The 25355-nt window shown below is 57.3% G+C and carries 28 protein-coding genes; 9 read left to right on the top strand and 19 right to left on the bottom strand.

All coding sequences use genetic code 11. The annotated features are described in order from the left end of the window. Window positions 1-113: 113 nt before the first annotated feature. Window positions 114-1463: a flagellum-specific ATP synthase FliI gene (fliI, locus tag ACESNB_RS06030; protein ID WP_373005328.1), complete on the top strand. Its 1350-nt coding sequence runs from the start codon at window positions 114-116 to the stop codon at window positions 1461-1463. Here fliI and ACESNB_RS06025 read toward each other — a convergent pair whose 3' ends face one another. The 6 genes from ACESNB_RS06025 to ACESNB_RS06000 form a co-directional block, all read right to left on the bottom strand. Beyond that, window positions 1464-2291 carry a DUF1217 domain-containing protein gene (locus ACESNB_RS06025; protein WP_373005325.1) on the bottom strand — a complete coding sequence of 276 codons (828 nt, stop codon included), beginning with the start codon at window positions 2289-2291 and terminating at the stop codon, window positions 1464-1466. Window positions 2292-2294: 3 nt separating this feature from the next. Continuing rightward, a complete protein-coding gene (locus ACESNB_RS06020; protein ID WP_373005322.1) occupies window positions 2295-2729 on the bottom strand; it encodes a flagellar biosynthesis repressor FlbT in 435 nt (144 codons plus the stop codon). Beyond that, window positions 2729-3118, bottom strand: a complete 390-nt coding sequence (gene flaF, locus ACESNB_RS06015) for a flagellar biosynthesis regulator FlaF (protein ID WP_373005319.1) — start codon at window positions 3116-3118, stop codon at window positions 2729-2731. The genes ACESNB_RS06020 and flaF overlap by 1 nt, the downstream gene beginning before the upstream one ends. Before the next feature lie 66 nt (window positions 3119-3184). After that, complete coding sequence (locus ACESNB_RS06010; protein ID WP_373005316.1) at window positions 3185-4429, bottom strand: flagellin; 1245 nt, start codon at window positions 4427-4429, stop codon at window positions 3185-3187. A 144-nt stretch (window positions 4430-4573) separates the two neighbouring features. Further along, window positions 4574-4954, bottom strand: a complete 381-nt coding sequence (locus ACESNB_RS06005) for a hypothetical protein (protein WP_373005313.1) — start codon at window positions 4952-4954, stop codon at window positions 4574-4576. Continuing rightward, window positions 4951-5271 (bottom strand): hypothetical protein, encoded by a 321-nt coding sequence (locus ACESNB_RS06000; RefSeq protein ID WP_373005310.1) that lies wholly within the window; start codon window positions 5269-5271, stop codon window positions 4951-4953. Before ACESNB_RS06000 ends, ACESNB_RS06005 begins: the two co-directional genes overlap by 4 nt. 116 nt (window positions 5272-5387) lie before the next feature. On the opposite strand from ACESNB_RS06000, the gene ACESNB_RS05995 reads away from it, so the two are divergent. Together ACESNB_RS05995 and ACESNB_RS05990 are read left to right on the top strand one after the other, a co-directional pair. Then, the gene (locus tag ACESNB_RS05995) at window positions 5388-6761 is read left to right on the top strand and encodes a flagellar hook-length control protein FliK (protein WP_373005307.1); all 1374 of its coding nucleotides are present in this window, start codon (window positions 5388-5390) and stop codon (window positions 6759-6761) included. A 13-nt stretch (window positions 6762-6774) separates the two neighbouring features. Next, on the top strand, window positions 6775-7344 hold the full coding sequence (locus tag ACESNB_RS05990; RefSeq protein ID WP_373005304.1) for a flagellar hook assembly protein FlgD: 570 nt from the start codon (window positions 6775-6777) through the stop codon (window positions 7342-7344). Window positions 7345-7425: 81 nt separating this feature from the next. On the opposite strand, the gene ACESNB_RS05985 is transcribed toward ACESNB_RS05990, so the two are convergent. Genes ACESNB_RS05985 through ACESNB_RS05950 form a run of 8 tightly spaced genes read right to left on the bottom strand, consistent with a single transcriptional unit; the run spans window position 7426 to window position 14036 of the window. After that, window positions 7426-7989: a flagellar basal body-associated FliL family protein gene (locus ACESNB_RS05985; RefSeq protein WP_373005301.1), complete on the bottom strand. Its 564-nt coding sequence runs from the start codon at window positions 7987-7989 to the stop codon at window positions 7426-7428. Between the two features lie 9 nt (window positions 7990-7998). Next, window positions 7999-8700, bottom strand: coding sequence for a flagellar basal body L-ring protein FlgH (locus ACESNB_RS05980; protein ID WP_373005297.1), 702 nt, complete (start codon window positions 8698-8700; stop codon window positions 7999-8001). Next, window positions 8697-9104, bottom strand: coding sequence for a flagellar basal body P-ring formation chaperone FlgA (gene flgA, locus ACESNB_RS05975; RefSeq protein WP_373005295.1), 408 nt, complete (start codon window positions 9102-9104; stop codon window positions 8697-8699). Before flgA ends, ACESNB_RS05980 begins: the two co-directional genes overlap by 4 nt. Before the next feature lie 5 nt (window positions 9105-9109). Next, on the bottom strand, window positions 9110-9895 hold the full coding sequence (gene flgG / locus ACESNB_RS05970; protein WP_373005292.1) for a flagellar basal-body rod protein FlgG: 786 nt from the start codon (window positions 9893-9895) through the stop codon (window positions 9110-9112). Between the two features lie 28 nt (window positions 9896-9923). Continuing rightward, on the bottom strand, window positions 9924-10637 hold the full coding sequence (locus ACESNB_RS05965) for a flagellar hook-basal body complex protein (protein ID WP_373005289.1): 714 nt from the start codon (window positions 10635-10637) through the stop codon (window positions 9924-9926). Beyond that, window positions 10637-12406: a hypothetical protein gene (locus ACESNB_RS05960; RefSeq protein WP_373005286.1), complete on the bottom strand. Its 1770-nt coding sequence runs from the start codon at window positions 12404-12406 to the stop codon at window positions 10637-10639. Before ACESNB_RS05960 ends, ACESNB_RS05965 begins: the two co-directional genes overlap by 1 nt. Beyond that, window positions 12403-13269, bottom strand: coding sequence for a flagellar motor stator protein MotA (gene motA, locus ACESNB_RS05955; RefSeq protein ID WP_373005283.1), 867 nt, complete (start codon window positions 13267-13269; stop codon window positions 12403-12405). Before motA ends, ACESNB_RS05960 begins: the two co-directional genes overlap by 4 nt. A 47-nt stretch (window positions 13270-13316) precedes the next feature. Next, window positions 13317-14036 carry a FliM/FliN family flagellar motor switch protein gene (locus ACESNB_RS05950; protein WP_373005280.1) on the bottom strand — a complete coding sequence of 240 codons (720 nt, stop codon included), beginning with the start codon at window positions 14034-14036 and terminating at the stop codon, window positions 13317-13319. 331 nt (window positions 14037-14367) lie between these two features. On the opposite strand from ACESNB_RS05950, the gene ACESNB_RS05945 reads away from it, so the two are divergent. The 5 genes from ACESNB_RS05945 (at window position 14368) to ACESNB_RS05925 (ending at window position 20160) form a co-directional block, all read left to right on the top strand. Continuing rightward, window positions 14368-15195, top strand: a complete 828-nt coding sequence (locus tag ACESNB_RS05945) for a flagellar motor protein MotB (protein WP_373005277.1) — start codon at window positions 14368-14370, stop codon at window positions 15193-15195. Between the two features lie 81 nt (window positions 15196-15276). Further along, window positions 15277-16581, top strand: coding sequence for a flagellar hook protein FlgE (locus tag ACESNB_RS05940; protein WP_373005274.1), 1305 nt, complete (start codon window positions 15277-15279; stop codon window positions 16579-16581). Window positions 16582-16609: 28 nt separating this feature from the next. Beyond that, complete coding sequence (flgK, locus tag ACESNB_RS05935) at window positions 16610-18058, top strand: flagellar hook-associated protein FlgK (RefSeq protein ID WP_373005271.1); 1449 nt, start codon at window positions 16610-16612, stop codon at window positions 18056-18058. Window position 18059: 1 nt separating this feature from the next. Continuing rightward, window positions 18060-19046 (top strand): flagellin, encoded by a 987-nt coding sequence (locus tag ACESNB_RS05930; protein ID WP_373005268.1) that lies wholly within the window; start codon window positions 18060-18062, stop codon window positions 19044-19046. Between the two features lie 4 nt (window positions 19047-19050). Continuing rightward, a complete protein-coding gene (locus tag ACESNB_RS05925) occupies window positions 19051-20160 on the top strand; it encodes a flagellar basal body P-ring protein FlgI (protein ID WP_373005265.1) in 1110 nt (369 codons plus the stop codon). A 37-nt stretch (window positions 20161-20197) separates the two neighbouring features. Here the strand turns inward: ACESNB_RS05925 and ACESNB_RS05920 are convergent, their stop codons facing one another. The 5 genes from ACESNB_RS05920 to fliF are packed head-to-tail and all read right to left on the bottom strand — an operon-like array spanning window position 20198 to window position 24543. Further along, window positions 20198-21334: a FliG C-terminal domain-containing protein gene (locus ACESNB_RS05920; protein WP_373005262.1), complete on the bottom strand. Its 1137-nt coding sequence runs from the start codon at window positions 21332-21334 to the stop codon at window positions 20198-20200. Continuing rightward, the gene (locus ACESNB_RS05915) at window positions 21331-22110 is read right to left on the bottom strand and encodes a flagellar type III secretion system pore protein FliP (protein WP_373005259.1); all 780 of its coding nucleotides are present in this window, start codon (window positions 22108-22110) and stop codon (window positions 21331-21333) included. Before ACESNB_RS05915 ends, ACESNB_RS05920 begins: the two co-directional genes overlap by 4 nt. Continuing rightward, on the bottom strand, window positions 22097-22420 hold the full coding sequence (locus ACESNB_RS05910; RefSeq protein ID WP_373005256.1) for a FliM/FliN family flagellar motor switch protein: 324 nt from the start codon (window positions 22418-22420) through the stop codon (window positions 22097-22099). The genes ACESNB_RS05915 and ACESNB_RS05910 overlap by 14 nt, the downstream gene beginning before the upstream one ends. A 4-nt stretch (window positions 22421-22424) precedes the next feature. Next, window positions 22425-23033: a hypothetical protein gene (locus tag ACESNB_RS05905; RefSeq protein ID WP_373005253.1), complete on the bottom strand. Its 609-nt coding sequence runs from the start codon at window positions 23031-23033 to the stop codon at window positions 22425-22427. Beyond that, entirely contained in the window at window positions 23026-24543 is a 1518-nt protein-coding gene (fliF, locus tag ACESNB_RS05900) for a flagellar basal-body MS-ring/collar protein FliF (RefSeq protein WP_373005250.1), read from the bottom strand. Before fliF ends, ACESNB_RS05905 begins: the two co-directional genes overlap by 8 nt. A gap of 128 nt (window positions 24544-24671) precedes the next feature. On the opposite strand from fliF, the gene fliL reads away from it, so the two are divergent. Next, a complete protein-coding gene (gene fliL, locus ACESNB_RS05895) occupies window positions 24672-25196 on the top strand; it encodes a flagellar basal body-associated protein FliL (RefSeq protein WP_373005247.1) in 525 nt (174 codons plus the stop codon). The last annotated feature ends 159 nt before the right edge of the window (window positions 25197-25355 follow it).

Genomic DNA, 25355 nt, shown 5'->3' with positions numbered 1-25355 from the left:
TCTGAAACATTGGTAGTTCGGATATCATGGCCGATTCACTTTGGTTAACCGCATCACAAGGTTTGGTAATATATGTTAAAGAAAGGGTTAATTAGGTGTGAAGGACTGTGTCCATGCAGATGAAGGCGGCCGCCTCATCATTGAAGCTGTTCAGGCTCTGGGGCACCGTCATTGATGTGGCGCCAGGCGTAATCAAGATCGCCGGAATCAGCGAACTCGCTGGTGTTGGAAATGAAATTGTCATCGAAAAGCAAGGCACTACTGTTCTGGGGGAGATCCTGACCGTGTCTGGCGACAGTGTGACGGCGCTGCTGTTTTCACCCTGCGACATGCTTCGGATCGGCGATCCCGTACAGATTGAACAGGAAGCCAGAATCGAGCCCGGCGACCATTGGCTGGGACAGATCGTTAACTACCGCGGCGATATCGCAAGCGGAGACAGCGCATCACCAATGAAGCGCGCGACACCGCGCAGGCTGCTGGCGGCACCCCTGCCCGCCCACGCCCGCCGGGGAATCGGACCACGCCTCGCGTCCGGATGGATGGTGACCGATACAGTACTGCCCATCTGTCGCGGACAGCGACTCGGATTGTTCGCAGGGTCGGGCGTGGGGAAATCCACATTTCTCGGATCACTGGCCGCCGGAATGGAGGCCGACCGGGTCGTCATCGCCCTGATCGGCGAACGTAGCCGAGAGGTGAACGAGTTTGTACGCAACGTTCTTCCCGAATCGATCATGTCGAAGACGGTCGTTGTCGCCGCAACCGCCAGCGAACCGCCCGGTGCCAAGAAACGCGCTGCCTATTGCGCCATGGCGGCCGCAGAGCATTTCCGGGATCAGGGCCTGAACGTGCTGTTCCTGTTCGATTCGATCACCCGGTTCGCCGAGGCGCATCGTGAAACTGCCCTTCTCGCGGGAGAAACGCCCGCCCTTAATGCCTTCCCGCCATCAACCGTCCGCGTCGTCTCCGAACTGGCAGAGCGGACCGGGCCCGGCACCGACGGCAAGGGCGACATCACGGCGATCTATTCCGTACTCGTGGCCGGATCCGATATGGAAGAGCCTGTCGCTGACATGATCCGCGGCATACTGGATGGCCACATCATCCTGGCCCGTGACATCGCGGAACGCGGCCGCTATCCGGCGATCGATATCCTGCGCAGCGTCTCGCGCAGCCTGCCGCATGCGGCGACCGACGACGAGAACGCGCTCATTCGGGAATGCCGCCGGATGTTTGCCCTGTACGAAGAGATTGCTCCCATGTTGCGGGCAAACCTCTACGAATTCGGCAAGGATGCCGAAGCAGACAGGGCGATCGCGCTGTATTCGCTGCTGGACCGCTATGCCGGGACCCCCAATGGCCTGGGCATCGAGGCCGCGTTTGATCGGCTTCGCGAAATACTTCGCACCGAAAGGAGCCTGGCTGCACAGGCATTGCCGGCGACGCCGATAGACCCATAATTACAGCAGGCTGAGGAACAGGTTCTGGCTGCCCTGACTGCCAAGCCCATTGCTCAAGAGTGTAAGCGCTGCCGATGCAGGCGAATAGCTTGATGCATTTTGTGAGATGGCCGACATGGCGTGAAATCTCTGGATGACTTGTTCGACATTCTCGGGCGACGTCAGCTCTGACATCTCTCGAATTCCCAACGTGCTCTGAAGGCGCTCCTTAAGGATGACTGCCTGACGCTCAAGCGGCAGCTTGCGGATATCCGTCGGCAAGTTGGTCGCACCCTCAAGCAGGGTTCGCGTAGGCACATCGCCGAGGATCCGATAAAGTATCGTGGTTTCGCTCGCCCCGGTTCCAGCTATCGCGCCGATACCCGACTTGTAGTTGAGGCTGAGCCGCATGTTGTCGTCGACTTCGCCTACGGCCGCCTGAAAGGATTTGGCTTCAAAGTCTTCCGCCATACGCGATAGCGCCCCCGGGGACAGGGATATCTTCCCGTCCACGACATCCAGCGCCTTGGCGAACGCGGTGTATTTCGAATTGTTGAGGCGCGCGAGAAACGTGCTCTCAGGATCGGTCGATTCTTCGAGCACTTTGTCGATGAAACCGCGCTTCCACTCTTCACCGCCAAGATCGAAAGATGTGAGTACGACGCGAAGCAGGCGCCGGTCATCGAGAAAGCTTTCGACAGCAACAGGTTCGGAAAACTTGTCTACGAGATAGTCACGGTCGAGCCGAACCTGCGGCGACTTGGAATAGCTTTCCAACTGGCGGTCATAAGTCGCCTCGAGGAATTTCCACCCACCACTGCCGGACAGGGGTATGACGGGTTGAAACATCCGTCAGGCCACTTTCGTGTCAATCGCGGGCGCGACGGTTTTGCTGGCCCGGGCCAGCAGCTGGTCTTCGATCACCAGTATCTGCCTGAGATGGCAAAGTGCGGAGTAATAATTGTTCCGGCTGATCATCGAACGCAGCGTCGGAATCAGTTCCGGGTCGATCGACTTGAAGACGTCGAGCAGCTTGGCGCACTCTTCATCAATTGCCGGCAATGTCCCGAACTCTTCGAGATCGCCGGTAATCAACAACTGGACAGCGTAGTAGATCTGCTTGCACGGCGTATTGACGTCTTCCGGCCGGAGCGCGTCACGGCACCGCAGCACCCTGACATCACTGTCCGTGATACGGATCCGGGCGGGCTTGTCGCCATTCTCGAGAACGGCGCCATTCACGATGAAGCGTTCCCCGGGAGCGATTTTCAGTACGAGTCCAGACATCAGGCAGCCTCCCCTTGCAATTCGGGTTTAGCCGAGCCGGCCAGTCCCGCAATGATGGGTTTGTTGACCTCGATCAGGTCGGCGATATCGCCTTCACCTGAGAGAATCTGCATGCTGGTTTTCTGCACGAATTTCGAAAGCTGAAGGAGGCGGGCCTTGAGATCATCCGGCAGTGCATTCGCCGGGCTCATCAGGTCGGTTGCGAGCAGCGTCCACAATTGCTGATTTCGGTAGATCGCATCGGCCTTGGCAGCGGGTGTCGGAGACTCAGACCGAGCGACATCTTCAAGCGCATCAGTGATCTGAACAAAGAGTGCATGCTCGATACCCTTGTCGCTACCTGTGCGCTGCTGGATCTGACCGTAAGCCTTGTATGCCAAATTATGCAAAACGCCCTCCTAGCGACAAAGAAAAAATGGCCCGGGCGCATCATGCGTCCGGGCCACCGACTAGTATTAGCGGAACAGTGACAGCAGTGCCTGCGGTCCCTGGTTAGCAATCGACAGCGCCTGGACGCCGAGCTGTTGTTGAACCTGCAAAGCCTGCAGTTTCGCCGAAGCAGCTTCCATGTCAGCGTCCGTCAGACCGCCGATGCCCGTGGTCATGGCATCGATCAGCGTATTGACAAACTCACCCTGGCTTTCGATCCGCTTTTGCGACGAACCGAGACCGGCAGCAGCATCAATCGACGTTTGCAGCAGGCCTTCGATCGCCGTCAGAGCAGCGGTTGCACCAGCATCCGTCGTGACGTCAACCGTAGCAAGATTGCCAAGGCCACCTGTGGTCGTACCGGCTGTACCACCTGTCGTCGCAGTCGCCGTCACCGCAAGAGCGGCAGCGGAGTCGTTAGTGATCGTGATGACACCATCGGCGCGGGAGACGGAATAGTTCGTTTCACCGGTGGCCGAAAGGAAGTTTGCCATTTGTGTTGTCAGGTTTGCTGCAACCGAAGCGGCGCTGTCGTCAGCACCGGCAACGTACTCAAATGTACGCTGGCCAAGTGTGTTGTTGGTTGCCGTATCGTCCAGAACGAGGCGATAGCTGTTGCCCGAGGCAACAGAAGCGATCGTGACGTCCAGAGTGCCCGCTGCTCCAGCAGACGTTGCCGTACCCGAGTTGACGCCCGAGGCGATAATCGTTTGATCCGCATTTGCGCCCGCGCCGAAAGTGGCAGGCGTAGACGAGTTGCTGATCGACAGGTCCCGACGCTCAACGGCGATGGATGATGCCGTAACCGTGCCACTGGACGAACGGTCCAGCGAGGAAAGGTAGTTCACGTCAGCCGACGAGCTGCCGTCGAGCAGGTTGAGTCCGTTGAACTGCGCTGCACCAACATAAGCCTGAATGCCCTTGGTCAGCTCATCGATGTCGGTCTGGATCTTCGTCCGGTCAACGTTGCCTTGCTGAGCCGACAAAATCAGGTTTTTGATTTCCTGAAGGCTTTCGGTGACGGCCTCGGCAGACGAACGGGCAACACCAACAGTGGACGAACCAAGATTCAGTGAGTCGGAAATCGTCTTGAAGCTTTCAACGTCGGTCGACATGACCGTCGAGATAGCCCAGATCGAAGCGTTGTCCTTGGCGGACGATACTTTCTTGCCGGTCGAAATCTCGTTCTGAACAGTCGAGAGATCTCTGTTGATGCTGCGAAGAGTGTCGAGCGCGACCATGGCGCTGTTATTGGTAAGAATACTGGACACAGTTTGGTACCTCTGAATTTTTTCGCCACGACATGGTCGTGGAAATGATCAAACACGCGTCATCCTGACAGCGGAAAAACCGCCAACCCATCTTGGTTGTTAAGGTAACCCTTAGGTGTCCATTGTGAAGATTGCGTTAACCGGTCAGGCTTTTCTGCGGAACTGCCCGGTAACCTCCGTGAAAGGAATTTTACTTCCGTTTTGGGCGTACGACCCGACGTATGCACTGCCATGCATGGACTCGAGTCTGTCGATGGCATGACGCAGGCCATTTCGAATCGCCTCGAAATGCGCGGAGTTCTCTTTGGAGAGACGCACAATCTGCTCCATGTCTGCGCGGTGTTCGACAGGAAGGAAATTGGGTTCCCGGTTCTCGAGGAAGGCCTCGATATCCTGCATCGCTTCCATCTTGACGGGCAGAAGGTCGGCAGCCTCCCGGGCTCGCCCGGTAAGCAGCAGGTCCTTTTCGCTGAGCAGGATATCTCTCAGCCGCGCTGTTTGGGCCCTAAGCTCTGGATTATTCATGATATTTTGTCCACTCGCGGTTGAGGCGCGCGGGCGGCATCGAATTTGACCGCATCGGCGAGACCAAGCGGATGAGACGCGGCAATATCTTTCGCGACCGCCTCGACCACATACCTGGAAAACGCAGAGGCCGCTTCTCCGCCACCCTGGGAGAAGGCTTTCTCCAAACCGGCATGGGTCAGCATTTCGGCCCAGAGCATCTGTTCGAACCTTTGGCCAATGTCGGCGGCCTCGGCGTTCGCGAGATTGGCAACCGGCCGGTTCTCGGGCGCCAAAGCCTGCGCGCTGATGGCGGGGAAAGACACTGGTCCTGTCATTTAACACTCCGCAGTCAAACAAAATTTAAGAAGTGAACGAAATCGCTTCGAATATTAACGTACTTTTTACGCGACGTGGTTTTTATTCGGTTAACGCTTAACTCATCAGGCAAATAATGGCATTCACCCTCGAGACGATTTTTTCCAGTCGGCCAGCGCGAGAGCCGTCGGAATCCGGCAGCCGGCCTCCGACGCCAAGAGGCAAAGGCGCCGAGTTTGCGCAAATCCATTCAAAGTTCGAGGCCGAGCAGAAAGACCAGGATGAGTCCGAATTGCTCGCCCGGACTGATACCGGCCAAGTCGCTGCGGCCTCCATTCTGATCAATGGACCACTAGAAGACGGCGGTCCGCTCGCTCAAACGCTCGCCGTCGCTGGCGACACCGCACCTTCGTCCCAATCCGCTCAAGCTGTTCCGGCGGACGCGGTGCTGGAAACACCTGCTGGCACGCTCGAGGAGATGGCTCCAGAGAAGATGGGGGCACTTGACGCACCCGTCGAGCCACCGGCTGCGACAACTGCCGATGCGGCCATCGACCTCGTTGCACAAGACGCAGATGACGTCGCTGCCAAGCTTACGCCTTCGGCGCCAAAACTCGGCCAGACTGTTACGTCTTCACACCCGAAGGAGAGCGTAGATAGCCCACCAAAGGCTGATATTGCCGCCCTGCCGGGAAACGTTGACCCGGCACTACAGTCGACGCTCGTCAGCGCGACAAGCCCAGTCGCTGCAATCGCCACACCGACAATCAAGAATACAGGCAAGCTGGAGGCTGTTGCATCGGCATCCGGCGCGTCGCCGACAAGAGATGGGGCGCCAACAAAAGGTGACAAGCCGGTCAGGACGATTGCCCCAAGCGATTTCCCGGCCGGTGATGGCGATCCGATCGAATCCACCGCTCAAGCGCGCAATCCCGATACAGTCGCTGGTACTGCGACAGGCGCAAAAGCCGTAAATCCTCTGGATATGGCCGTCTCGACTCAGTCGGGTCTGCCACAATCACCAACCACGCAGGCCTCGGGCGCTCCGATACCTGTCGCGATGACGCCAACACATAGCCTGCTTTCTGCAACACCGGCGCAGGTCGTCGAGATTATTTCCGATTCGATCGCCGCGCCGGAAGACCGGAAAGATCGCGTCCATATCCAGCTTAATCCACCCGAACTCGGCCGCGTCTCAATCGATTTCAAGTTCGATGCAAACGGGCTACAGCATGTGACCGTTACGGGCGAAACGCCGGAAGCGCTTCGCCAGTTGCGCGCGATGCATTTTGAATTGGTCAATGCGCTCGAACGACAAGGCTTATCGAGCCAGAACATGTCGTTTCAACAGAACCAGGCGCAGCAGGACTCCGGTCAACAGGCCCCGCGTTCGGGTCGGACCGACGGTGACGTCGTCGCGGAGCCCGACCTGGTCGCGACCTCTATGGCTGCAGCGCGCAATTCGCAGTCGCGTTCTGCAGCGGCTGGCAGCCTCAATATCAAATTATAAGGGTATCTCTCCCATGACCACGATAGCCCCGACAACAAGCACCACCCCATCCCCCGTCGCGACAGCTCCAACCGAGCAGGCCCAGATCGGTGAGGAATACAACAGCTTCCTCAAACTGCTTACGGCCCAGCTAAAAAATCAGGATCCGCTGGCGCCTCTCGATTCGACTCAGTTTGTGGAACAGTTGGCAACGTTCTCCTCCCTCGAGCAAGACGTCAAATCCAATAGCAGCCTCGACATTATCGCCGCCAAGATGAGCGATCTGTATGCGATCGCCGCCACCCAATGGATCGGGCAGACGGTATCAGTCGAGACATCCTGGGTCCCCTTCTCCAGCCAGGCTGTCGACTTCACTGTCGATATTCCCGAGGAAGCTGATCGCGCCATTCTCTCCGTCAAGAACAGCGCGGGAGAGGTTGTGTGGACCAAAACGCTTGATCCAAAAGCGGACAGTTTCAGCTGGGACGGTAGCAACCAGGCCACCAACGCGATCTCACCTGTGGGGCAGTATCAGTTCGGGATCGAACTTTACCGCAGCGACGAGTACTATGGAACGGTCGCGCCTCAACTCGCGAGCAGCTGAAACCGCTCGAGCCGTTGAATAGGTGCACCGTTCTCGCGGTGGCCCGGGGAGAAGGTCGTTGAGGCCAGCGGATCGGCCGGCCTAGAGATCCTGCTTGGCCATATCCAGTATCAGCACGTTTAGAATCCCGTCCGGCAAGATGGTTTGCAGGTTCAATAGAACGGTCGCCCGGATTGATTCGTAGTTCTCGAGCGTCGCGATCGAATCAAGCGTCGCCCCATCATTGCTGAGCTCGATCAGGGTTGTCATGATGTTATCCCGGATCTTCGGTTCGATCGGAAACAGCCTTTGAATCTCACTGGCGTCAACTTCCAGGTTGATATTCAGGATCACCAGGCTTTCAACCCTGCTTTCACGCATGATGGGCACAACGAATTCGCGGGTGAATTTGAAATACTCGACACCTGACGATGACGCCGCACCTCCGTGCGCATCCTTCTTGCCATGGCTGTCTTTTTTTCCGTGACTGTCCTTGGCGGGGGCCTCTGCCCCGTGCGCACCCTTTTCCTCCTTGGCACCATGTGAGTTTTCCTTCGCATGGTCTTTGCCGGATGATCCACCGGAGCTGCTTTTGAGGAAACTTCCACCAATACCGCCAATAACGATACAAACGACGACAACGACGGCAGCGATGATATTCTTCATGTGGGCACCCTAGAAAGGCAGGACTTTATCGAGGATCCTCGGAACCAACTTGCGTCCGCCTTCTCCTGTTGTGTCGCCTTCGTTGACATAAGAAAGGCGGGCATCGGCGATCTTCTCATAAGAAACCGTGTTCGTTCTCGTAATGTCCTGCGCGCGAATGACGCCAGCGACACTCAAATAGCGAACCTCTTTGCCGACACGTGTTTGCTGGTAGCCCTGAATGACGAGGTTCCCATTCGGCTCTAGACCAACAACGCGCGCTGCTAGCGTAAACGCGATCTTCTCCGCGCGGTTGACGGCGCCGCTGCCGTTGAGGCTGGAGTTTCGATTGAAGTCCACCGCAGGGGACACGCTGGCTGAACCCGGCAATGCCCGATTGACCACGTCCGGCAAACCAAACAGGGCATCGACGCTAAAGTCCTCACTGGAATCCCTACTCCGGGAGAGAGAGCTCTTCAGGCTGGCCTGATCGTTCATTTCCACCACGACAGTCAGCAGGTCCCCAACTTCCTTGGCGCGCCGCATGCTGAGCAGCGAATTCGGAGAGGTCGCCCATAAGGACGGGTTGGGGTCTCTGGCTGAATCCAGTTGGGCGACCGGTGTTGCCCACTCGGAATAGACCGGGTGCTCAACTTTGGAACCCGAATGCGATCCGCTAGCGCACGCCGTGAGGACTGTTGCGAGAATTGTCGTAGGGAATAACATCTTCATTGTGCCAGCACCCATCCGCCTTCCTGAACGATCCCTTGCACGAGTTGCCGCGAGTCGGGATTGAGGACACTCACGGTTTCGCTGAGGCCCGCTTCGCCCAGCGCCCGACCGGTCGTCGTAATTTCCAGCGCGCCGTTGATGTATTTGAGCGTCACAACCTGGTTACGCTTCACAAGCATGGGCGGGCGCGTATTGTCTGCCGTAATCGACTGACCGGCATAGATCGTGCGGCGCACCTCACGGCCCAAGAGCATCTCTTCAGCGTCCGCTGCCGAGCCGGCATCTGTCACGGCATTAGCCGCCGAGACCCGATCGCCAGCACGAATTACTTCGGCGGCAACGAGCGACGATGCGTCGGTGACTGCAGCGATGACACTAAATCCAAGTGCGACCAGATAGATCATGCCTGCTACCTCAGCCGTGTTGTGGCGGCGAGCATTTCATCGGAAGCGGTAATAACTTTCGAATTCAGCTCGTAGCCGCGTTGCGCCTCGATGAGGTCTGAAATTTCCTTGACCACATCGACGCCGGATTCTTCAAGATAGCCCTGCCGAATAAAGCCTGAGCCTTCGGTACCCGCGACCACTTGGGTAGGCGTACCCGACGCTGCAGTTTCCCGAAACAGGTTATCACCTATGGCCTCCAGGCCCTTTTCGTTAACGAAGCGGACGAGTTGTATCGAGCCGATGGCCTGCCCAGCTGGCTGGTCGTCGAAATACGCCACAACTTCGCCATCTCGGCTGATTGAGATACTTTTTGCATCGTTCGGTATCGTGATGCCGTCGGCCAGTGGATTGCCGTCCATCGTGACCATCTCTCCTTCCGCGCTACGATTGAGCTTGCCGTCGCGTGTATAAGCCGACTCGCCTGATGGCAAAGTGACTTCCAGGAACCCGGCACCGTCAATCCCAAGATCAAGGTCCGATCCGGTCTCCTTCAGGAAGCCCTGGATAATTTGCATGGAGACCGTCGATGGCCTGACACCCGTACCGATCTGAATGCCTGCCGGGACGACCGTTCCGACCTGGGACGTAATCGTGCCCGGGGTCATGTATTGCTGGTACATCAGGTCAGAGAACTCAGCGACACGCGGTCGATACGCGGCGGTGCTCATGTTAGCGATGTTGTTTGAGATGACGTCGACACGCAACTGCTGCGCGGCCATTCCCGTCGCGGCGATTTGTAGTGATTTCATGTTCGTCTCCTTCGTTCAGTTTTCGCGACTATCGTTCGCGAACGGTCGATATGAGTTGTCCTATACGCTGGTCTTCGCGCTCAAGAAGCGTTTGTCCGGCTTCATAGGCACGCTGGACTTCAATCATCCGGGCGACTTCAAGAACCGGCGATACGTTCGACTGCTCCAGCGCTCCTTGGACGACGCTGAATTCCGTCGCCGTCTTGAAGCCGCCGGGCGCCGAGAAATATGTGTTTGAGTCGCGCATGAGCGCACCGTCAGCTGTCACGATGCCAATCTGCTCAAGCTGCTCACCATCGACCGAGATCGTGCCGTCCCCGGAGATGGAGACCTGCCTCGCTTCAGGGGGAATATTGATCGGACCGCCTCCGGCACCGAGCACATTGTTCCCAATCGTATCGATCAGCGTGCCTTCAGATGAGAGCTGGAAATGACCCGCGCGTGTAAGCCGCGTTCCTTGCGGTGTTTCGATTGAGAAGAAACCGTCTCCCTGGACCGCAAGATCGAACTGGCCGCCAGTGACGTTCAGGCCGCCCTGTTCCATTTCGAAGGAGTGTCCCGCCAGAGCGCCCATAGAAAGCGACATTTCTCCCGGCCCGGAATTGACGAGATATTCCGCAAAAATCGCTTTGTCTGTCTTGTAGCCTGTGGTGCTCGAATTGGCGAGATTGTTGGAAACAACCTGCATTTCCTGCATGAGGCCCTGCTGACGCGCGAGTGTCGCATAAATCGCATTGGACATTAATTGCTCCCTCTTGAGGATGGCGCTGACGCAAGCGGCGTGGATGTGAGCAAATCGGTCACACGAGCGATTGACATCGGCCCCGTTGGCATTACTGGGCCTTGAGCGGTCCGCTTCAAGCTTGCAACACGTGCAACACGTTGCTCATGATCGACGCCCGTGAGTTGATCGGCAGCTTCGTATATCCTGTCCGACAAGATCCAGTAGCCCGACACAGCGTCCTGCTCGATCAGCGCCAGGATGGTGTCAGGCTGCAGGGGTAAACGGCTCTCGACCTTATTGAGCAATGCCCGGTTTTGCTCCTTGATTGCACTTTTTGCGGCCAACACATTTATGCTGCTATCACGCGGATAGTCGTCGGCCAGCGCATAGACTTCCCGATAGTCGTGACGCCGGAACGCGAGCGTCGCGATCTGCAGATTCACCGCCCCATCCGTCACAGTCTTCGCCGACAGGTTGCTCGCCATCGCGCCAAACCCGAAATGGATGGCGCGCTCGATCGCCGTCTTCAAAATCCGGTCCCTGCTCGGTTCATTGTCGAGCAGCCCGGACTCTCCGGCCAAGGCGCTGATCGCGGCAAGATTGCGCAATGGGTCATCTCCACCCAGATCGCGGTCGAGACTCGACACGAGTTGGCGTCGCACTTCTGACTGTGCTTCGGGATTCTGTAGTGCCGGCATTTCTGCAAGTGTCATGATCGGTTGATAGCGCGAACGGGCACTCAACTCTTGAAGCGCGAATTGAAGGCTGGCCGCGAGGTGCTTGTCGCTGTTCTTGTCCTGGCCGAATTTCTGCATCAGGTCGTCGAGCAGAATTTCTTCGTAGGCGGGATCCATCGGTCGCTTTCGGCGCAACATGGCTGCCAGCGCAGGCTCCTGAAACTGAGGGTGGTCAAGGAATGCGACAACCGTCCGCTCTGCAGCAGAATCTCCGCCGTCCAAATTGACGAGCGCACTCACAAACCGGAGTTGCGACGAGGTCGCCACCTGTTCTTCGTCAAAGTCCGCTATCAACTTTTTCGCCAGTGCTTTTTCGCCAATACGTTCCAGCTCCGGGATACTGAGAGCTGCATAGTCGATCCGAAGCTGGAGAGGCAGTTTGCGGAACCCGGAAAGAGAATTCTGCAGAGTCTCGACTCCGTTGGCCTGTCCGGCAGCGAGCTGCGCCAAGGCTAGCCAGAGTTGCGAATCTTCCTGGCAGGACGCCATCTCCTGGAAGAAGTGCACATTGGGCTTGTTCCGGTTTTGCATGAGCGTTGCCAGGTTTCGATATGGCGCAAATTCTAGTCCGGGCGTGCGCTTGAGACTCATGATGGCTTCGGAGTATAATCCGAGTGCAATGTACGCCTTAGCCATTTCGCTGAGCGCAGCAGGCAGAACCTTCTCATCGATTGTAGCGCCCACCGTTTCACGAACCGGATAAATGTCCTGATAGCGCCCAATCTTCTGGACGTTAGTAAAGTCGAGCGCGTAGGGACTATCGCAGGCACTGTAACGCTCCTCAGCGACTGGAGCGTGAGCGGGGACCGGACCCGCTCCTGGCGTCGTCACCTGATGCTCAGATCCGGGCGGTCCGGCGGGCTCTGCGTGCTTGTCGTCAGCGGGCGTCAACAGGCCTTCGTTAATTGCACCGCGCACGAAGGAATCGAGATTGGATGAGAGATTTGATTTGCGCGTCGACTTTTCTGCCACTGCCAAATCCGGCTCAGCCGCCATCGCCTGGGGAACCAGACAAAGGCTGAAAAGCAGGATCCAAGGATAGCGCTTCATGCCGCCTTTTTCGCCTCCCGTAGCGCCTGTTCCACTTCGTCAAACGAGGGCCGCACGCGCGATGGCGCATGGCGCCGCGCGACTTCGACACAAATGCTCACCGGATTGAGATACAAGTTCGAGACAAGGATTTCGCCAATCATCGAATAGAATGCATGCTCTTCCGTCCTGATATCCTTCACCTTTTTGGCGAACGGGCCGACAAGACCGTAGGCGAGAAAGACGCCGAGAAACGTACCCACAAGGGCGCCACCAATCATGCCGCCGAGGATTTCCGGCGGCTTGTCGATCGACGCCATCGTCTTGATAACGCCGAGAACGGCGGCGACGATACCCAGCGCCGGAAGGGCATCTGCCATGTTTTGCAAAGCGTGTGACCCATGAAGCTTGTCTTCGGCAAGCTGCTCAAGCTGTTTCTGCAACAACTCCTCAACCTGGTGCACATTGTCGAAGTTCATGATCATTGAGCGGATCGTGTCGCAGACGAGTTCGATCGCCGAATGGTCCTTGAGAATTTTGGGGTACTTGGTGAATATGCTCGATTCCTCGGGCGCTTCGATATGCCCCTCGAGTTCAACCGGATTCTTTTTCATCAGGTTGAGCAATTCGTGCATCAGGCACAACAGGTCCTGATAGTCGGTCTTCTTCCACTTGGCGCCCTTGAAGACAGATACGACGTCGCCGCCGGTGTGCTTGACCGTATTCATGTCGTTGCCAACCAGAAATGAGCCCAAAGCTGCGCCGCCGATCATCATCCCTTCGAAAGGAAGAGAATGCGTGATAATCCCCATCTTGCCGCCAGCAAGCAGGTAGCCGCCGAAGACCATCGCGACCGTGATGATCAAGCCCAGAACTGCGTTCACAAAAAACCCCCTCAACCCCAACACACCGTTGGCGGCAATCTCAAAGTCTATCTTATTGCCCGGGCGAAACTCTCCGACACCGGTGTATTGAGCTTTACCGCCCGCTGCCGTTTCCAGACACCGAGTTCACCTGTTCCGATATTTACACTTCCGTGAATGGTCTCGGCCCAAAGGGACAAACGGCCCGCATCCGCGCTCGCTAACGGCAGGATATCTCCGATTTCCAATCGCGAACATTCGCCAATCGTAAGCATCATTCGGTCCAGAACAGCATCAAGCGAAATGGCTGACGCCTTTACGCTATCGCTCAAAGATTTGGGACTCTGCGAGCATGCCTGAGCCTTGCGATCAGCCGTCTGACGTACATCGTTGCGCGCATAGGTCTGCAAATAGTCGACTTCAAACAGGCATTTGACTAGCGACGCCTGTCCGTCAAGCGTGAGTACCAGGTCGACTTCCAGATACCGGCTTGCGGCGGCGAGCCCACCGGCGGTTGCTGCCGCTTCGGACTGCGGGTCTCCACGTGCGAGCACGTCATGCCCGGTCAACCCAATTGCCAGTTTCTGCCAAAGCGCGACGGTCGGTTGTTCACTGAGTAGCTTGAGAAACAGAGGTGAGGCGTCTTCGAGGCTTGACGGATCCTGACGCAGACGAATTGCGGCACACCGGACCGCACTTGCAGCATCAAAGGCGATGGCACATAGCCCCGGCGACACGTCGGAGGCGAAAAACAAGGCAAACGGATTTTCCGCCATGTCGGCAGCCACACGTCCGCTCACAACCCGGCGACTGGACAAACTCGGCTGGCTTTCGAGGCCGAACGTCTCCATTGCCCAGTCATCGGTCCTGGACAGCAATTTCGCCCAAAACCCCTGCATCTGCAGTATCGACGGGGGCACACCGGCCCCGGAGTCTATTTTTTTTCGCAGAACCGCAGACACGAATCACCTATCGTTCAACTATTGTTAATCCCTTCCAATTGGTGTCCGATCCATTGAAAAAGCATTAACGAAACGGCACAAACTTAAGGTTTGGATAAGCAATGATCCTTCATGGCTTTTTGGTAGTCATGGCCCATCGAATAACCTGGTGGGACTTATGGAAATCCAACAAGCTGCAATCGTTCAACCGATCATCATCAAACGACGGCGGATCGTAAAAGCTGATGCGCATCATGGGGGTGCGTGGAAGGTTGCCTACGCCGACTTCGTGACGGCCATGATGGCTTTCTTCCTGCTCATGTGGCTGCTGAACGCGACGACCGAAGAGCAGCGCAAAGGTCTCGCAGACTATTTCAGTCCCACGATCCCGATTTCCAGAATATCGGGCGGCGGCTCTGATGGCCTGAACGGATCCTCCATCATGACCGAGGAAACATATGCCAAGGACGGCACCGGCGCATCCGAGCGACATCCCAGCAGCTCCGCGTCGTTCGAAGGGAAGAAGGAAACCGACGCAGCCAAGGAAGAAGCGATCTCCAAGGAACTCGAGACTCTAAAGCAATCGCTGACCGAGGAAGGTAGCCGACTGTCTGAACACATGCTTATCAAAATGTCACCGGAAGGCATTGTCCTGGAGATCACCGATTCCGAAGAAGCTCCCCTATTCCCAGTCGGACAAAGCGTTCCGTCGACGCTGTTGAGCGACATGCTCGATCTCGTTGCCAATTCCTTCGCCACATTCGAAAACAACATCAAGATTGTTGGGCATACCGACAGTTTGAGCTACAGAAACGGCGCAACCTACGACAACTGGAATCTGTCTTCTGACCGGGCAAACGCCGCGCGCAAATTGCTGTTGGAATCACACCTCGACCCAAGCCGGATTCTTGAAGTGTCAGGCAAGGCGGACACTGATCCACTGGTCGAATACAGTCCGTCCGCGGCCCAAAATCGCCGGATATCAATTACGATACTAACTCGTTAACGGCGCCGGGGCAAAGAGTTATCCGCTCATTAACTATCAACGCCTAGATTCGGTCGCACTACTTGCAGGAGCAACCGAAAAATGAGTATCTCATCGTCCCTGAATGCAGGCGTCATGGGCTTGAATGTCAATGCCGCCCGCCTCTCGACAATTTCCGACAATATCGCGAACTCTTCGACCGCAGGCTACAAACGCAGCCAGGTCGATTTTTCGAGCATGGTGCTTCAGCAACGCTCGTCATCCTACTCTGCAGGCGGCGTGCGAGTTGATACATTCAAGGACATCGCAACATCCGGCTCGCTGATCTCGACGGGCAGCGCCACTGATATCGCTGTTGCGGGTCGTGGACTGTTCCCGGTCACCGACGAAGCCGGCTTGAAGTCGCCGCCATCGTCTCGGGAGCTGAGACTCCTGCCGACCGGCTCATTCTACGCAGACCAGAACGGCAACCTGCGCACGCAGAGCGGCCTGTTCCTGCTTGGCTGGCCCGCCGATTCAACGGGTGATATCGGCAATGTGAGCCGCAACAGCGGCATCAATCTCTCGCCAGTCAACATCGCGACATCGCAATTTACCGCAACACCAACCAGCAAGATTGATCTTGGGATCAACCTGCCGGCCGATGCCACAATTGCCGGCGCGACAACCGGGGACTACAATCTGCCAGTCGAATATTTCGACAATCTCGGCAGAGCGCATTCCCTGACATTCCAATTCACCCCAACCGTTCCGGCGAGCAGCGCCAGCAACCAGTGGACCGTGAATATCTTCGACAGCGCAGGCGATCCGGCCGTCTCGATCGGGACCCTGGATCTGGAATTCAGCGATACGGCTGCATCCGGCGGTCGCATCCTGACTGCCTCCGCAAGCGGCGGCGCGGCCTACGACCCGGTGACGGGCAATCTTTCGCTGACCCTTCCCCACGGCCCGGTCGTCGTCTATGTCGGACGCATCAATGACAGCGCGGGCGTTACCCAGCTTGCGGCACCCTTCTCGCCAACTGCCGTGACGAAGGATGGTGGCCCTATTGGCGACCTGAGTTCGGTGGAAATTGACAACAACGGATACCTTCAGGCTGTCTACGATACGGGTCTGCGCCGCACATTGTACCAGATACCGGTTGGCGACGTGCCGAACATGAACGGCCTGAATGCCCTTGATGCCCAAGCCTTTGCGATCTCCGCATCGAGCGGCAGCCTCTACTTGTGGGATGCGGGCGCCGGTCCTGTCGGCGGAATTTCAGGATTCTCCCTGATGGAGTCAACGACTGATATCGCAGCAGAACTCACCGACCTGATCGAAACCCAGCGGGCATACTCGTCCAATGCCAAGATCGTTCAAACGGTGGACGAAATGTTGCAGGAAACCACAAATCTCAAGCGCTAATTTCCAGCGCCAGAAGGCGGTCGGCTAAGTGTCTCTATCCAGTGCAATAAACTCGGCCCGTTCTGGCCTTCAGATCACCAGTCTGAGGGCCGACATGGTTGCGACCAATGTCGCGAATGCCTCAACGCCCGGCTATGTTCGGAGGTCTGTTCAAGTATCGGAGAATGTCCTCGCCGGTCGGACGGCAGGCGTCCGCACCGACGGCATAGCCCGCTCGCAGAACCAGTCCCTCACGGCAGAACGACGGAACCTGACCAGCGATCTGGCTCAGGCCGACGTCCTCTCGTCTACCTGGCGGACTATTTCTTCCAAGGTCGGCGACACCGCCGAAGGCACTGGCCTGTTCAAGGCGTTTGGGGATTTCGAATCTGCCCTTTCGAATCTCGCGCTATCGCCCGAATCTGGTGCCGACGCGTCAGCGGTGCTGAGCTCGGCCAATGCGATTATCAATCAATTCCATAGCCTATCCCAAATGGCCGTCATTCTCCGCACGGAAGCGGACCAGGAAATCGGCCAAGGTCGAGACATCGTGAACTCCGCGCTGAAAACGATCGAGAAATTGAATGGACAGCTTTCCGGGATGGATCGAACCACCGGCGAAGCTGCTGCCCTGATCGACGAACGCAACCGCGTCCTCGACACGATTTCCGAATATCTTCCGGTCCAGGCTGTGGCCCGGGACTATGGTATGATCGACGTGGTCACGCCGGAAGGCGTGTTTCTGCTGGCTGGAACAGCAAGGAAAGTCGAGTTCAGTCCGTCATCGTCATTTGGCCCGGCTCAAACGGTTGAGAGCGGTGCGCTTTCCGGATTGTCAGTGGACGGGATATCCCTCACGCCCGGCTCGTCGTCCTACGGCGCTGTATCGAGTGGCCTGTTCGGTGCGCTCTTCACACTGAGAGACCAAGACCTGCCTACGTTCAGCGCACAATTGGACACATTGGCCGGCGACTTCATCTCCCGACTGTCCGACGATACGATAGATCCAACCAAGACGCCCGGAGATCCGGGCCTGTTCGTTGACTCCACGGGCACAGGCGATCCAGGTTTGGCTGGCCGTATCGCCGTCAATGCCGCTATCGATCCCGCACAAGGCGGTGCCACCTGGCGCCTGCGAGATGGAATTGGCGCGGTCGCGCAAGGTCCGACAGGCGATTCGACGATTCTCAACAAAATGTTGGGGGCGATCAAGTTGGTCTCCCCAATCAGTTCCAATGGTATTCAAGGCTCATTCTCATCGGCCGAGATGGCAGCCCAATTTTCCTCCCTGGCGGGGCAAAAGCGACTGCAAAACGAAGGCATCCTTTCATCGACTTCTGCGCAGCACACGATGCTCCTGGCAGCAGAGCAGTCTGAAAACGGGGTCGACATCGATTCCGAAATGCAGGACTTGATTCTGATCGAGCAGGCGTATGCTGCCAACGCCCGCGTCATCGAGATCGCTGGCCAGATGATCAACCGGCTGATGGAGATCTGACATGTTGCGCATTCCATCTTTTGCCAATGCAGATCTCCCGAAATCTGGCCTGAGTCAGGAAATCGTCTCTCTGCGAGACCGACTCACGACGACCTCCAAGGAAGCCGTCACGGGCCGGTATTCCGACCTCACGGCTCACCTTTCCGGGCGCATCAGCCAGGCCATGCTGGGCATGAAGGCGCTCGGCGATATTTCCCTTGAGCGCTCACAATTGACACTCCGCGCAGGCCGGCTCGAGATCACACAAAGCAGCCTGGGAGTCGTCCAAGAGCGGACCAGTGGACTGGCGGCGCGCATGCAAGCCGCTGTGAGTTCCGATGATTCTGCCTCCAAGACAGCAGCAGCACGCGATTCCAGAGCGGCGCTTGAAGAGACCTTTTCCGTGCTCAATACGCGCTATGGCGAACGCTTCCTGTTTTCAGGCGACAAAACATCTACACCGCCCTTGGCGCCTGTCGAAGACCTGCTTGCAGACATACGCCTGATTGCTTCTACGGCGGTCGACGCTGACGATTTTGCAGCATCTCTGGACACTTATTTCAACACGGCCGGTGGCGGCTGGCGCCAAAATATTTATAGCGGCACCGACACCTCCTCCAATCCGGAGGCCGTGACGGGCACCGATCCCCGCATCATTCAAATTGTGTCAGGGCTGGCTGTTATGGCCCTGGCGGGTCCCGATGAAGCGCTCCCGGTGTTTGCGGGCGACAGCCAATCCATGTACACGGCCGCCGAAACCCTGGGGTACGGACAAACTGCACTGACCAATGCGCGTGCAGAGGTGGGCATTTCCCAGGACAAGGTTGCACGCCAGAAAGAATCTCTTGACGTTGAGGAAACAGTGCTGACAGCAGCTTTCAACGAAACGACTGCGCGCGATCAATACGAAGCCGCGTCAGAATTGCGTGAGCTGGAAGGAAATCTCGAAGCATCCTATCTTCTCACGTCACGCTTGGCCAATCTCAGCCTGCTGAATTATTTAAGGTAACGCCATGAAGTGGTCCACACGGTTAATTGCCCTTCTTTCGGCAGTCCTAGTCACGCTCCCCGCACCAGGCCTGGCGCAGCCGCGTCTTCGCGACATCGTCGATGTGGAAGGCGTACGCGAGAACGACCTCGTCGGTTACGGCATCGTCGTGGGCTTGAACGGCACGGGCGATTCGGTCAAGAATTCTCCGTTCACCGAGGACTCGCTATCTTACATGCTCGAGCGACTAGGCGTGAACGTGCAGGGCGAAGACATCAAGCCGAAGAACGTGGCCGCCGTACTTGTGACGGCCACACTTCCATCCTTTGCCCGAAATGGCTCGACCATTGACGTGACAGTTGCGTCGATCGGGGATGCAAAAAACCTCAAAGGCGGCACACTGATCCTTACCCCTATGAAGGGCGCGGACAACGAGGTCTACGCTGTCTCGCAGGGCAGCATAGTTGTGAGTGGTATCGACGTGCAGGCTGCCGGCGCAAGCGTTACGCGCGGATCGCCCACGACGGGTGGCATTCCGAACGGCGCGAGGATCGAGCGGGAAATCAACTACGCGTTCAACCAGCGCGAATCGGTCACACTGGCCCTGCGCAGTCCCGACTTCACAACTGCAGCTCGCATTTCCGATACGATCAATACTGCGGTCGGTGCGAATATCGCATCCATGCGCGACTCCGGCACCGTCGATCTGGACCTGCAGACCATTTCCGACTCCCCTGCCCGCGTGCTGGCGAGTATCGAAAACCTGCTTGTCTCGGTCTCCAGCCCAGCACGTATCGTGATTGATGAAAAGTCTGGCACCATCGTGCTCGGCGAAGATGTTACAATTTCGCAGGTGGCGATTGCGCAGGGTAACATCTCGATCAAGATCGTCGAAACACCGGTGGCATCCCAACCCAACGCATTCTCTGACGGGGAGACTGTCACCCTGCCCCGGTCACAAATTACCATCGGCCAGACCGGCAGCGGCCATATCGCATTGATGGAGCCGAATGTATCTCTGTCGCAACTGATTGCGGGCCTGAACGCCCTGGGCGTGTCACCTCAGGAGATGGCAGATATCATTCGCGCAATGAAAACAGCGGGAGCCATTCACGCTGAACTGGTCGTTCGATAATCGATACAGCCACGAAGCATCAGATTCTCTACGAGCGCTAGGCGGCCGCAGTCGCGTCCTCGGTCGCGTCGCCAGGCTCGATCTTGACGAGTTCAATCTGGCCACCGCGCTTCAACTTCATCAGCAGGGCCAGGAAATCCCTGTGGACGATGTCGATCTGTTTCTGCGACAGGTCTTTGAACTCCGTCAGCTGATCGCGAAGCTTTTCGGCCAGACGTGGCGAAATGCTCTTGAACAGGAATTCGGACACTTCGTCATTGCCGCCTCTCAGGCTTCCCATCAGCTTCAGCGTGGCTTCTTCATCCAGTTCACGGAATATAATCGGCACCGCCGTAGACGGAAGCATGGCGGGAAGCCCCTCTATCGTGAACATTGACTGCTGAATCTGCTTATACTTGTCCTCATACTTGCCTTCCAGGAACTTGACGAGTTCGTCACGTTTCTGGGCGGGGATCAGACTGAGCAGCTCGCCAATATCGGCCAGATGATCGTCGTTCCCACCGAGTTCCTCTTGCGTAGCATTCAGGAATTCCAGCTCGATCATTCGCGCGAGCACTTGGTCAATGCCGGGATCGTCGGCCTGGCTTTCGACCATGAAGCCCATTGCGGGGCCGAGCTTGTCGCCTTCCATGTGATTGAGCACATCGGAGGCAATTGAAACGTCAAGTTTGCGCAGGATCAGCGCGATGATATTCGGGGTCAGTCCCTCCAGGTAGCAGGCAATTTTCTTCGGATCGCTCTTTGCAAGCCGCGACCAGGGCGTCTCATTGGCGGTCTTTGTCGTGGGTGTCGCAATTTCTGTCGGCTCGTCTCCAAGGATCGAACTTAGGCGGCCGGCGTCGAGGATACCGGTGAGCACCTCGCGGGCTTTTTCCCTGCCGCCCCGTAGTGCTCCATTCGAGTGTCGAAGATGCGAAAGAAAATCGATAGCGATCATGATCATCTCGTCGCGCGTGACAAAGGAAAGATCTTGCAGCGCTTCCGCGATCTTCACCATTGCGGTGTCATCCAGCTTTTCAACGATCGGCTTGGCTGCACCCTCACCCAGCATGGTGATGATTACCGCAGCGCGCTGCGATGGCGTGACGTTCGACCTAGCGGCCGGCGGGCGTGCGGTATCGGCCCCGCGAAGCGTCAGCCCTGCTGCCGGTGTGGTTTTGGGTTGCGTGCTCATCCCGAATATCCTCTCAACACCGCTTCGGTGACCTTCAGCCAACCATCTGCCAAAATGAAGAACCCGAGCTTAAAGGGCAAGGAAACAACTGTCGGCGGCACCATCATCATACCCACTGCCATCAGCACGGATGCCACAACCAAATCAATCACCATGAAGGGCAGGAAGATGACAAAGCCGATCTGGAAGGCATGTTTGACTTCAGACAACATGAATGCTGTCGCCAGCAGCGAGAAGGATGGTGCGTCGCCTTCCGCTACCGGGCGGTTTACGGCGTCGCCTAGGACATCAATCGTCGTCGGTTCGACGCGGCGCATCATGAATTCCCGGAACGGGTCCGTCGTCTGGACCCATGCCTGTTCTTCAGTCAGGACGCCATCCATGTAGGGGGAGATGCCCGAATCCCAGGCGGTCATGAAGACAGGCTCCATGATGAAGAATGTCAGGAACATGGCCAGCGCCATGATCATCATGTTGGGCGGCGCCTGTGGCACACCAATCGCCTGACGCATGAACGAAAAGACGATGACCATGAATGGCAGGCAGGTCACCATCATGGCGATCGCTGGCACCAGGCTCAATACCGACACGAGCAGGAAAAGTTGGATGGTAGAACGGCTGAGCCCACCACCCGCGCCGTTCAGCACGTCATTCAGCCCGGCAGCAATCGGTTCTGACTGCACGCCTTGCGCATAACCGGCAGACACAAGGTACACCGACGCGGCAAGGAGGATTACAAGATAACGGGTTGCACCGCCAATCCTAGCCAATGGCATCGCCGGCCTGCTCTTCCAACTCGGTAATCTTCACCCCGAGCGATCCATCTTCTGTTTCGACAAGCTCGCCGCGGGCGATGATCTTGTTGTCGATTACCAATTCCACCGGGTCGTCGATGCGCGAGGTGAGCGGCACCACGGATTCCGGACGCAGCTCCAGAATATCCGAGACGCTCAGTCGCGCCTGTCCGATCGATACGGTCAGCATGACCTGTACATCGAAAATCGAGCGGCGATATTCGTTCGCATCGGAATCGTCCCGGCGGTCAACATCGGCCTGCGCCTGAGGGGTCTTTTCGGGATTGGACATGTTTCTACTCTTCAATCGTGGCTGAGGATGGTTCCAACTGGGCGATGCATGCATTCAGCAGACCGTCAAAATCAAATGTCAGGCCCCCTGTTTCCCAGGAAACACGGACCTGATCATCGTCCGGCGTTTCAGCCGGAACGACAGAACAACGCTCTGACAGGGACGCCGTTTTTTCCACAAGGTCCCGAAGTTTTTCCAACAGTGCTGGCTGCGCGCGGATTTCGACGGCCGGAGCCGTGGTTGGAATCATGCCGGGCAGATGCCGCCCAATCTCTTCGGCCAGGAACAGTCTGGACAGTTCAGGGAACAGTCTCGACGCGATTGATTGTGTCACGCTGACCGCCCGTTCATGCGATTCCCGCTCCAGCCGCTCGATCGTGTCGGATAGCGCTGTTAGCATTATCTCGATCTCGGCGAATTCCGGAACGCGGCCCGATGCCGCCTGAGCGAGCTCAGCCTCATCCCCCGAGGCAGAGGCCAAGGCGTCTTGAGCCGGGTCGATGGCCGCCTCTTCGACGGGCATCTGGCCCAGCAGCAACCGGCGAGCGCCGGACGCCGGTGGCGGAGGTGCGCTATCAAAGCGGGGCAAATTGGAGAGGAACGCCTCATTCATTTACGGCGGCCTTCCGGTCTTCGTTCAGCCATTCCTGAAGGATCGCGGCGGCGTCATCCTGGCGCCCCATTGTGTAGTCTTTCAGGGAAACGAAGGGATCGGGTCCTCCGACGCCTCCGCCAGCGGCGAAGAAATCATCGCCAGCAGCTCCGGACTGTGCGTTTCCGTTCTGGCTGAGCAGGGGCCGGATCACACCGAAAGCCAGGACGATGACCACAAGGCCCAGGACGAGAATCTTCACGCCGGACCAGAGATAGCGCTCTGTCAATTGCTGGACCAAGCTGGGCGCCTCCACCATGTCTATGACTTCGGGCAGCTGGAATGGCATGACCTCCACCGTCAGATCGTCTCCCCGGCTCGTATCCAGACCGGCTCCAGAAATAATCAGTTGCTTGAAATCTGCAATCATCTGGTCGGTCAACGCCGCCGCATCGGCAGCAGCCGGATCGATGCCGAGAACCTGGTCATTGAGGAGAACCGCGATTGAAATCCTCTCAATGGCGCCGGGCATTGTCTCGGTTTCGGTCCGTGTCTCATTGATCTCGTACGATACGTTTTCGGACGAATTCCTGGCTGTGCTGTTGGATGATCCGCCCGACTGTCCAATCTCCTGCGGAAGATTGCTCGCTGCCGTAATGCCCGCTGAAGTCCCGCCGCTCGATTCGCTGACATCGCCGCTTGAGCGATTGCGAACGACGCGCGAATCCGGATCGAACATGACGGCTGACGTCACTTGGCGTTCATGACTGACGTCGACGGACACCGAAACACGCGCGTTGTTCGGGCCAACGCGCGCCTCCAGCAGCCGCAGGATTTTCTGCTCGAGCATACCCTCCTGTGTTTCTGCCTTGAGGCCCGGCTTCTCAGCGGAATCGGCCCCAGGGCCTGCGAGAATACCTTTTTTCGAGTCGATCACGGCAACTTCGGACGGGCTCAGTCCCGAAACGGCCAGCGCGACAAGATATTGAATTGCTTGCGCCTGGGCGCCAGACAGGTCGCGGGCAGCGGCAATCGTCACAGACGCCGTCTGCTTCGGTTCCGATCGCGCAAATCCGGATCGAAGGCTCGCGCCGATATGAACGCGGACAGACTGAACGCCCGGAATCGCCAGGATGGTACGCGTTAGTTCACCCTCTTTGGCGCGCCAGTAGGCGGCATTGTACATTTCGGACGTCACGGAGAAGCCGTTAACCTCGTCAAGCAGCTCGTAACCCTGAACGGATTGCTGCGGCAGGCCCGATTTCGCGAGCGAGAACCGGACGGAATCGCGGTCCTTCTGCCCGACAAAAATGGCGTCGCCCCGGATTTCGTACTGGGTGCCCCGCTTTTCGAGCTCGTCGATGATTTCGCCCGTACTGGCTGGCTCGAGCCCTGCGTAGAGCAGTGTCATCGGCTGTTGCATGGCGCCCCGCACGAGAAAGGTCATCGCTAGCGTGACCCCCAGTATGGCAAACGCCAACATCAGTTGCCGCTGCAATGGCAGCGTTCTCAAGGTAGCGATGAAACTCATGACCCGGCAATTCTGTTTATGGCAGCATTACTGCAATGGTTAAAATTAAGCGGGTAATTGTTAACGGTTCCTTTACCTCAAAATTTCATTAACAGCATTGTGGGGTTTTAAGGCTGAATCGGGTTCTCATGGCGAAGAGCAAAGGCGCAAAAGCGGCAGATGATGCAGCGCCAGAGACAGCGCCTGCCGAAGCAAAGGCGGGGGGTGGAATACTGGGTCTCGCCCTGCTGGCTGTCGGCGCGATTGCCAGTTCTTTTGCGACTGTCTATTTTCTCTCACCTGAACCTGTGGCCGAAGTTGCAGTGTGCGAAGCCGACGAATCAGCTACGCATACCGAATCGGTGATCAAGCCGAACCAGTCTTACGTCGAATTGCGGGATATCCTCATTACGATCGGAGGCGCCCCCGCGACGCGCTACCTCAAAATGAAAGTTGCGATCATCACTGATAGCGGAGACATCTCAACAGTGAACGAGGCAGAACCCGTGCTGATCGATGCATTCACAAATTATCTTCGCTCTGTTGAGCTCAGCGATTTCGAGAATCCCGGCTTTTATTCCCACATGCGGGATCAGTTGGACCGCCGTTCACAGCTCGTCTTGGGAGGCAGTGTATCCGACGGTGTCCTGATCACCGAATTCCTGTTGAGATGAGCCGATGAATTTTGAACCCACCGATATTGCCATTGTCCTGGTGTCGTTCGCGGCCTGCGTATATTGCTTTGTGCTCAATCGACGGCTGAAAGCGCTGCAGAATACGAAGGACGGACTTGGCGCGACAATCATGGCCATGTCGAAATCCATCGCGGCGAT

It is taken from the genome of Hyphomonas sp. (assembly GCF_041689225.1).
Taxonomy (GTDB): Bacteria; Pseudomonadota; Alphaproteobacteria; order Caulobacterales; family Hyphomonadaceae; genus Hyphomonas.
This window is presented reverse-complemented; position numbering and strand designations above follow the sequence as displayed.

Excerpts from the sequence above, each read along its gene's own strand:
- ACESNB_RS05990 (WP_373005304.1), top strand. The coding sequence starts at position 6,775 with ATGACCACGATAGCCCCGACAACAAGCACCACCCCATCCCCCGTCGCG.
- flgA (WP_373005295.1), bottom strand. The coding sequence starts at position 9,104 with ATGATCTATCTGGTCGCACTTGGATTTAGTGTCATCGCTGCAGTCACC.
- ACESNB_RS05930 (WP_373005268.1), top strand. The coding sequence starts at position 18,060 with ATGTTGCGCATTCCATCTTTTGCCAATGCAGATCTCCCGAAATCTGGC.
- ACESNB_RS05915 (WP_373005259.1), bottom strand. The coding sequence starts at position 22,110 with ATGCCATTGGCTAGGATTGGCGGTGCAACCCGTTATCTTGTAATCCTC.
- ACESNB_RS05940 (WP_373005274.1), top strand. The coding sequence starts at position 15,277 with ATGAGTATCTCATCGTCCCTGAATGCAGGCGTCATGGGCTTGAATGTC.
- fliI (WP_373005328.1), top strand. The coding sequence starts at position 114 with ATGCAGATGAAGGCGGCCGCCTCATCATTGAAGCTGTTCAGGCTCTGG.
- ACESNB_RS05965 (WP_373005289.1), bottom strand. The coding sequence starts at position 10,637 with ATGTCCAATGCGATTTATGCGACACTCGCGCGTCAGCAGGGCCTCATG.
- ACESNB_RS05945 (WP_373005277.1), top strand. The coding sequence starts at position 14,368 with ATGGAAATCCAACAAGCTGCAATCGTTCAACCGATCATCATCAAACGA.
- ACESNB_RS05920 (WP_373005262.1), bottom strand. The coding sequence starts at position 21,334 with ATGAGCACGCAACCCAAAACCACACCGGCAGCAGGGCTGACGCTTCGC.
- ACESNB_RS05910 (WP_373005256.1), bottom strand. The coding sequence starts at position 22,420 with ATGTCCAATCCCGAAAAGACCCCTCAGGCGCAGGCCGATGTTGACCGC.
- ACESNB_RS05985 (WP_373005301.1), bottom strand. The coding sequence starts at position 7,989 with ATGAAGAATATCATCGCTGCCGTCGTTGTCGTCGTTTGTATCGTTATT.
- flgG (WP_373005292.1), bottom strand. The coding sequence starts at position 9,895 with ATGAAATCACTACAAATCGCCGCGACGGGAATGGCCGCGCAGCAGTTG.
- ACESNB_RS05980 (WP_373005297.1), bottom strand. The coding sequence starts at position 8,700 with ATGAAGATGTTATTCCCTACGACAATTCTCGCAACAGTCCTCACGGCG.
- ACESNB_RS06020 (WP_373005322.1), bottom strand. The coding sequence starts at position 2,729 with ATGTCTGGACTCGTACTGAAAATCGCTCCCGGGGAACGCTTCATCGTG.
- ACESNB_RS05905 (WP_373005253.1), bottom strand. The coding sequence starts at position 23,033 with ATGAATGAGGCGTTCCTCTCCAATTTGCCCCGCTTTGATAGCGCACCT.
- ACESNB_RS05960 (WP_373005286.1), bottom strand. The coding sequence starts at position 12,406 with ATGAAGCGCTATCCTTGGATCCTGCTTTTCAGCCTTTGTCTGGTTCCC.
- ACESNB_RS06005 (WP_373005313.1), bottom strand. The coding sequence starts at position 4,954 with ATGAATAATCCAGAGCTTAGGGCCCAAACAGCGCGGCTGAGAGATATC.
- fliL (WP_373005247.1), top strand. The coding sequence starts at position 24,672 with ATGGCGAAGAGCAAAGGCGCAAAAGCGGCAGATGATGCAGCGCCAGAG.
- ACESNB_RS05925 (WP_373005265.1), top strand. The coding sequence starts at position 19,051 with ATGAAGTGGTCCACACGGTTAATTGCCCTTCTTTCGGCAGTCCTAGTC.
- ACESNB_RS06025 (WP_373005325.1), bottom strand. The coding sequence starts at position 2,291 with ATGTTTCAACCCGTCATACCCCTGTCCGGCAGTGGTGGGTGGAAATTC.
- ACESNB_RS05995 (WP_373005307.1), top strand. The coding sequence starts at position 5,388 with ATGGCATTCACCCTCGAGACGATTTTTTCCAGTCGGCCAGCGCGAGAG.
- fliF (WP_373005250.1), bottom strand. The coding sequence starts at position 24,543 with ATGAGTTTCATCGCTACCTTGAGAACGCTGCCATTGCAGCGGCAACTG.
- ACESNB_RS06000 (WP_373005310.1), bottom strand. The coding sequence starts at position 5,271 with ATGACAGGACCAGTGTCTTTCCCCGCCATCAGCGCGCAGGCTTTGGCG.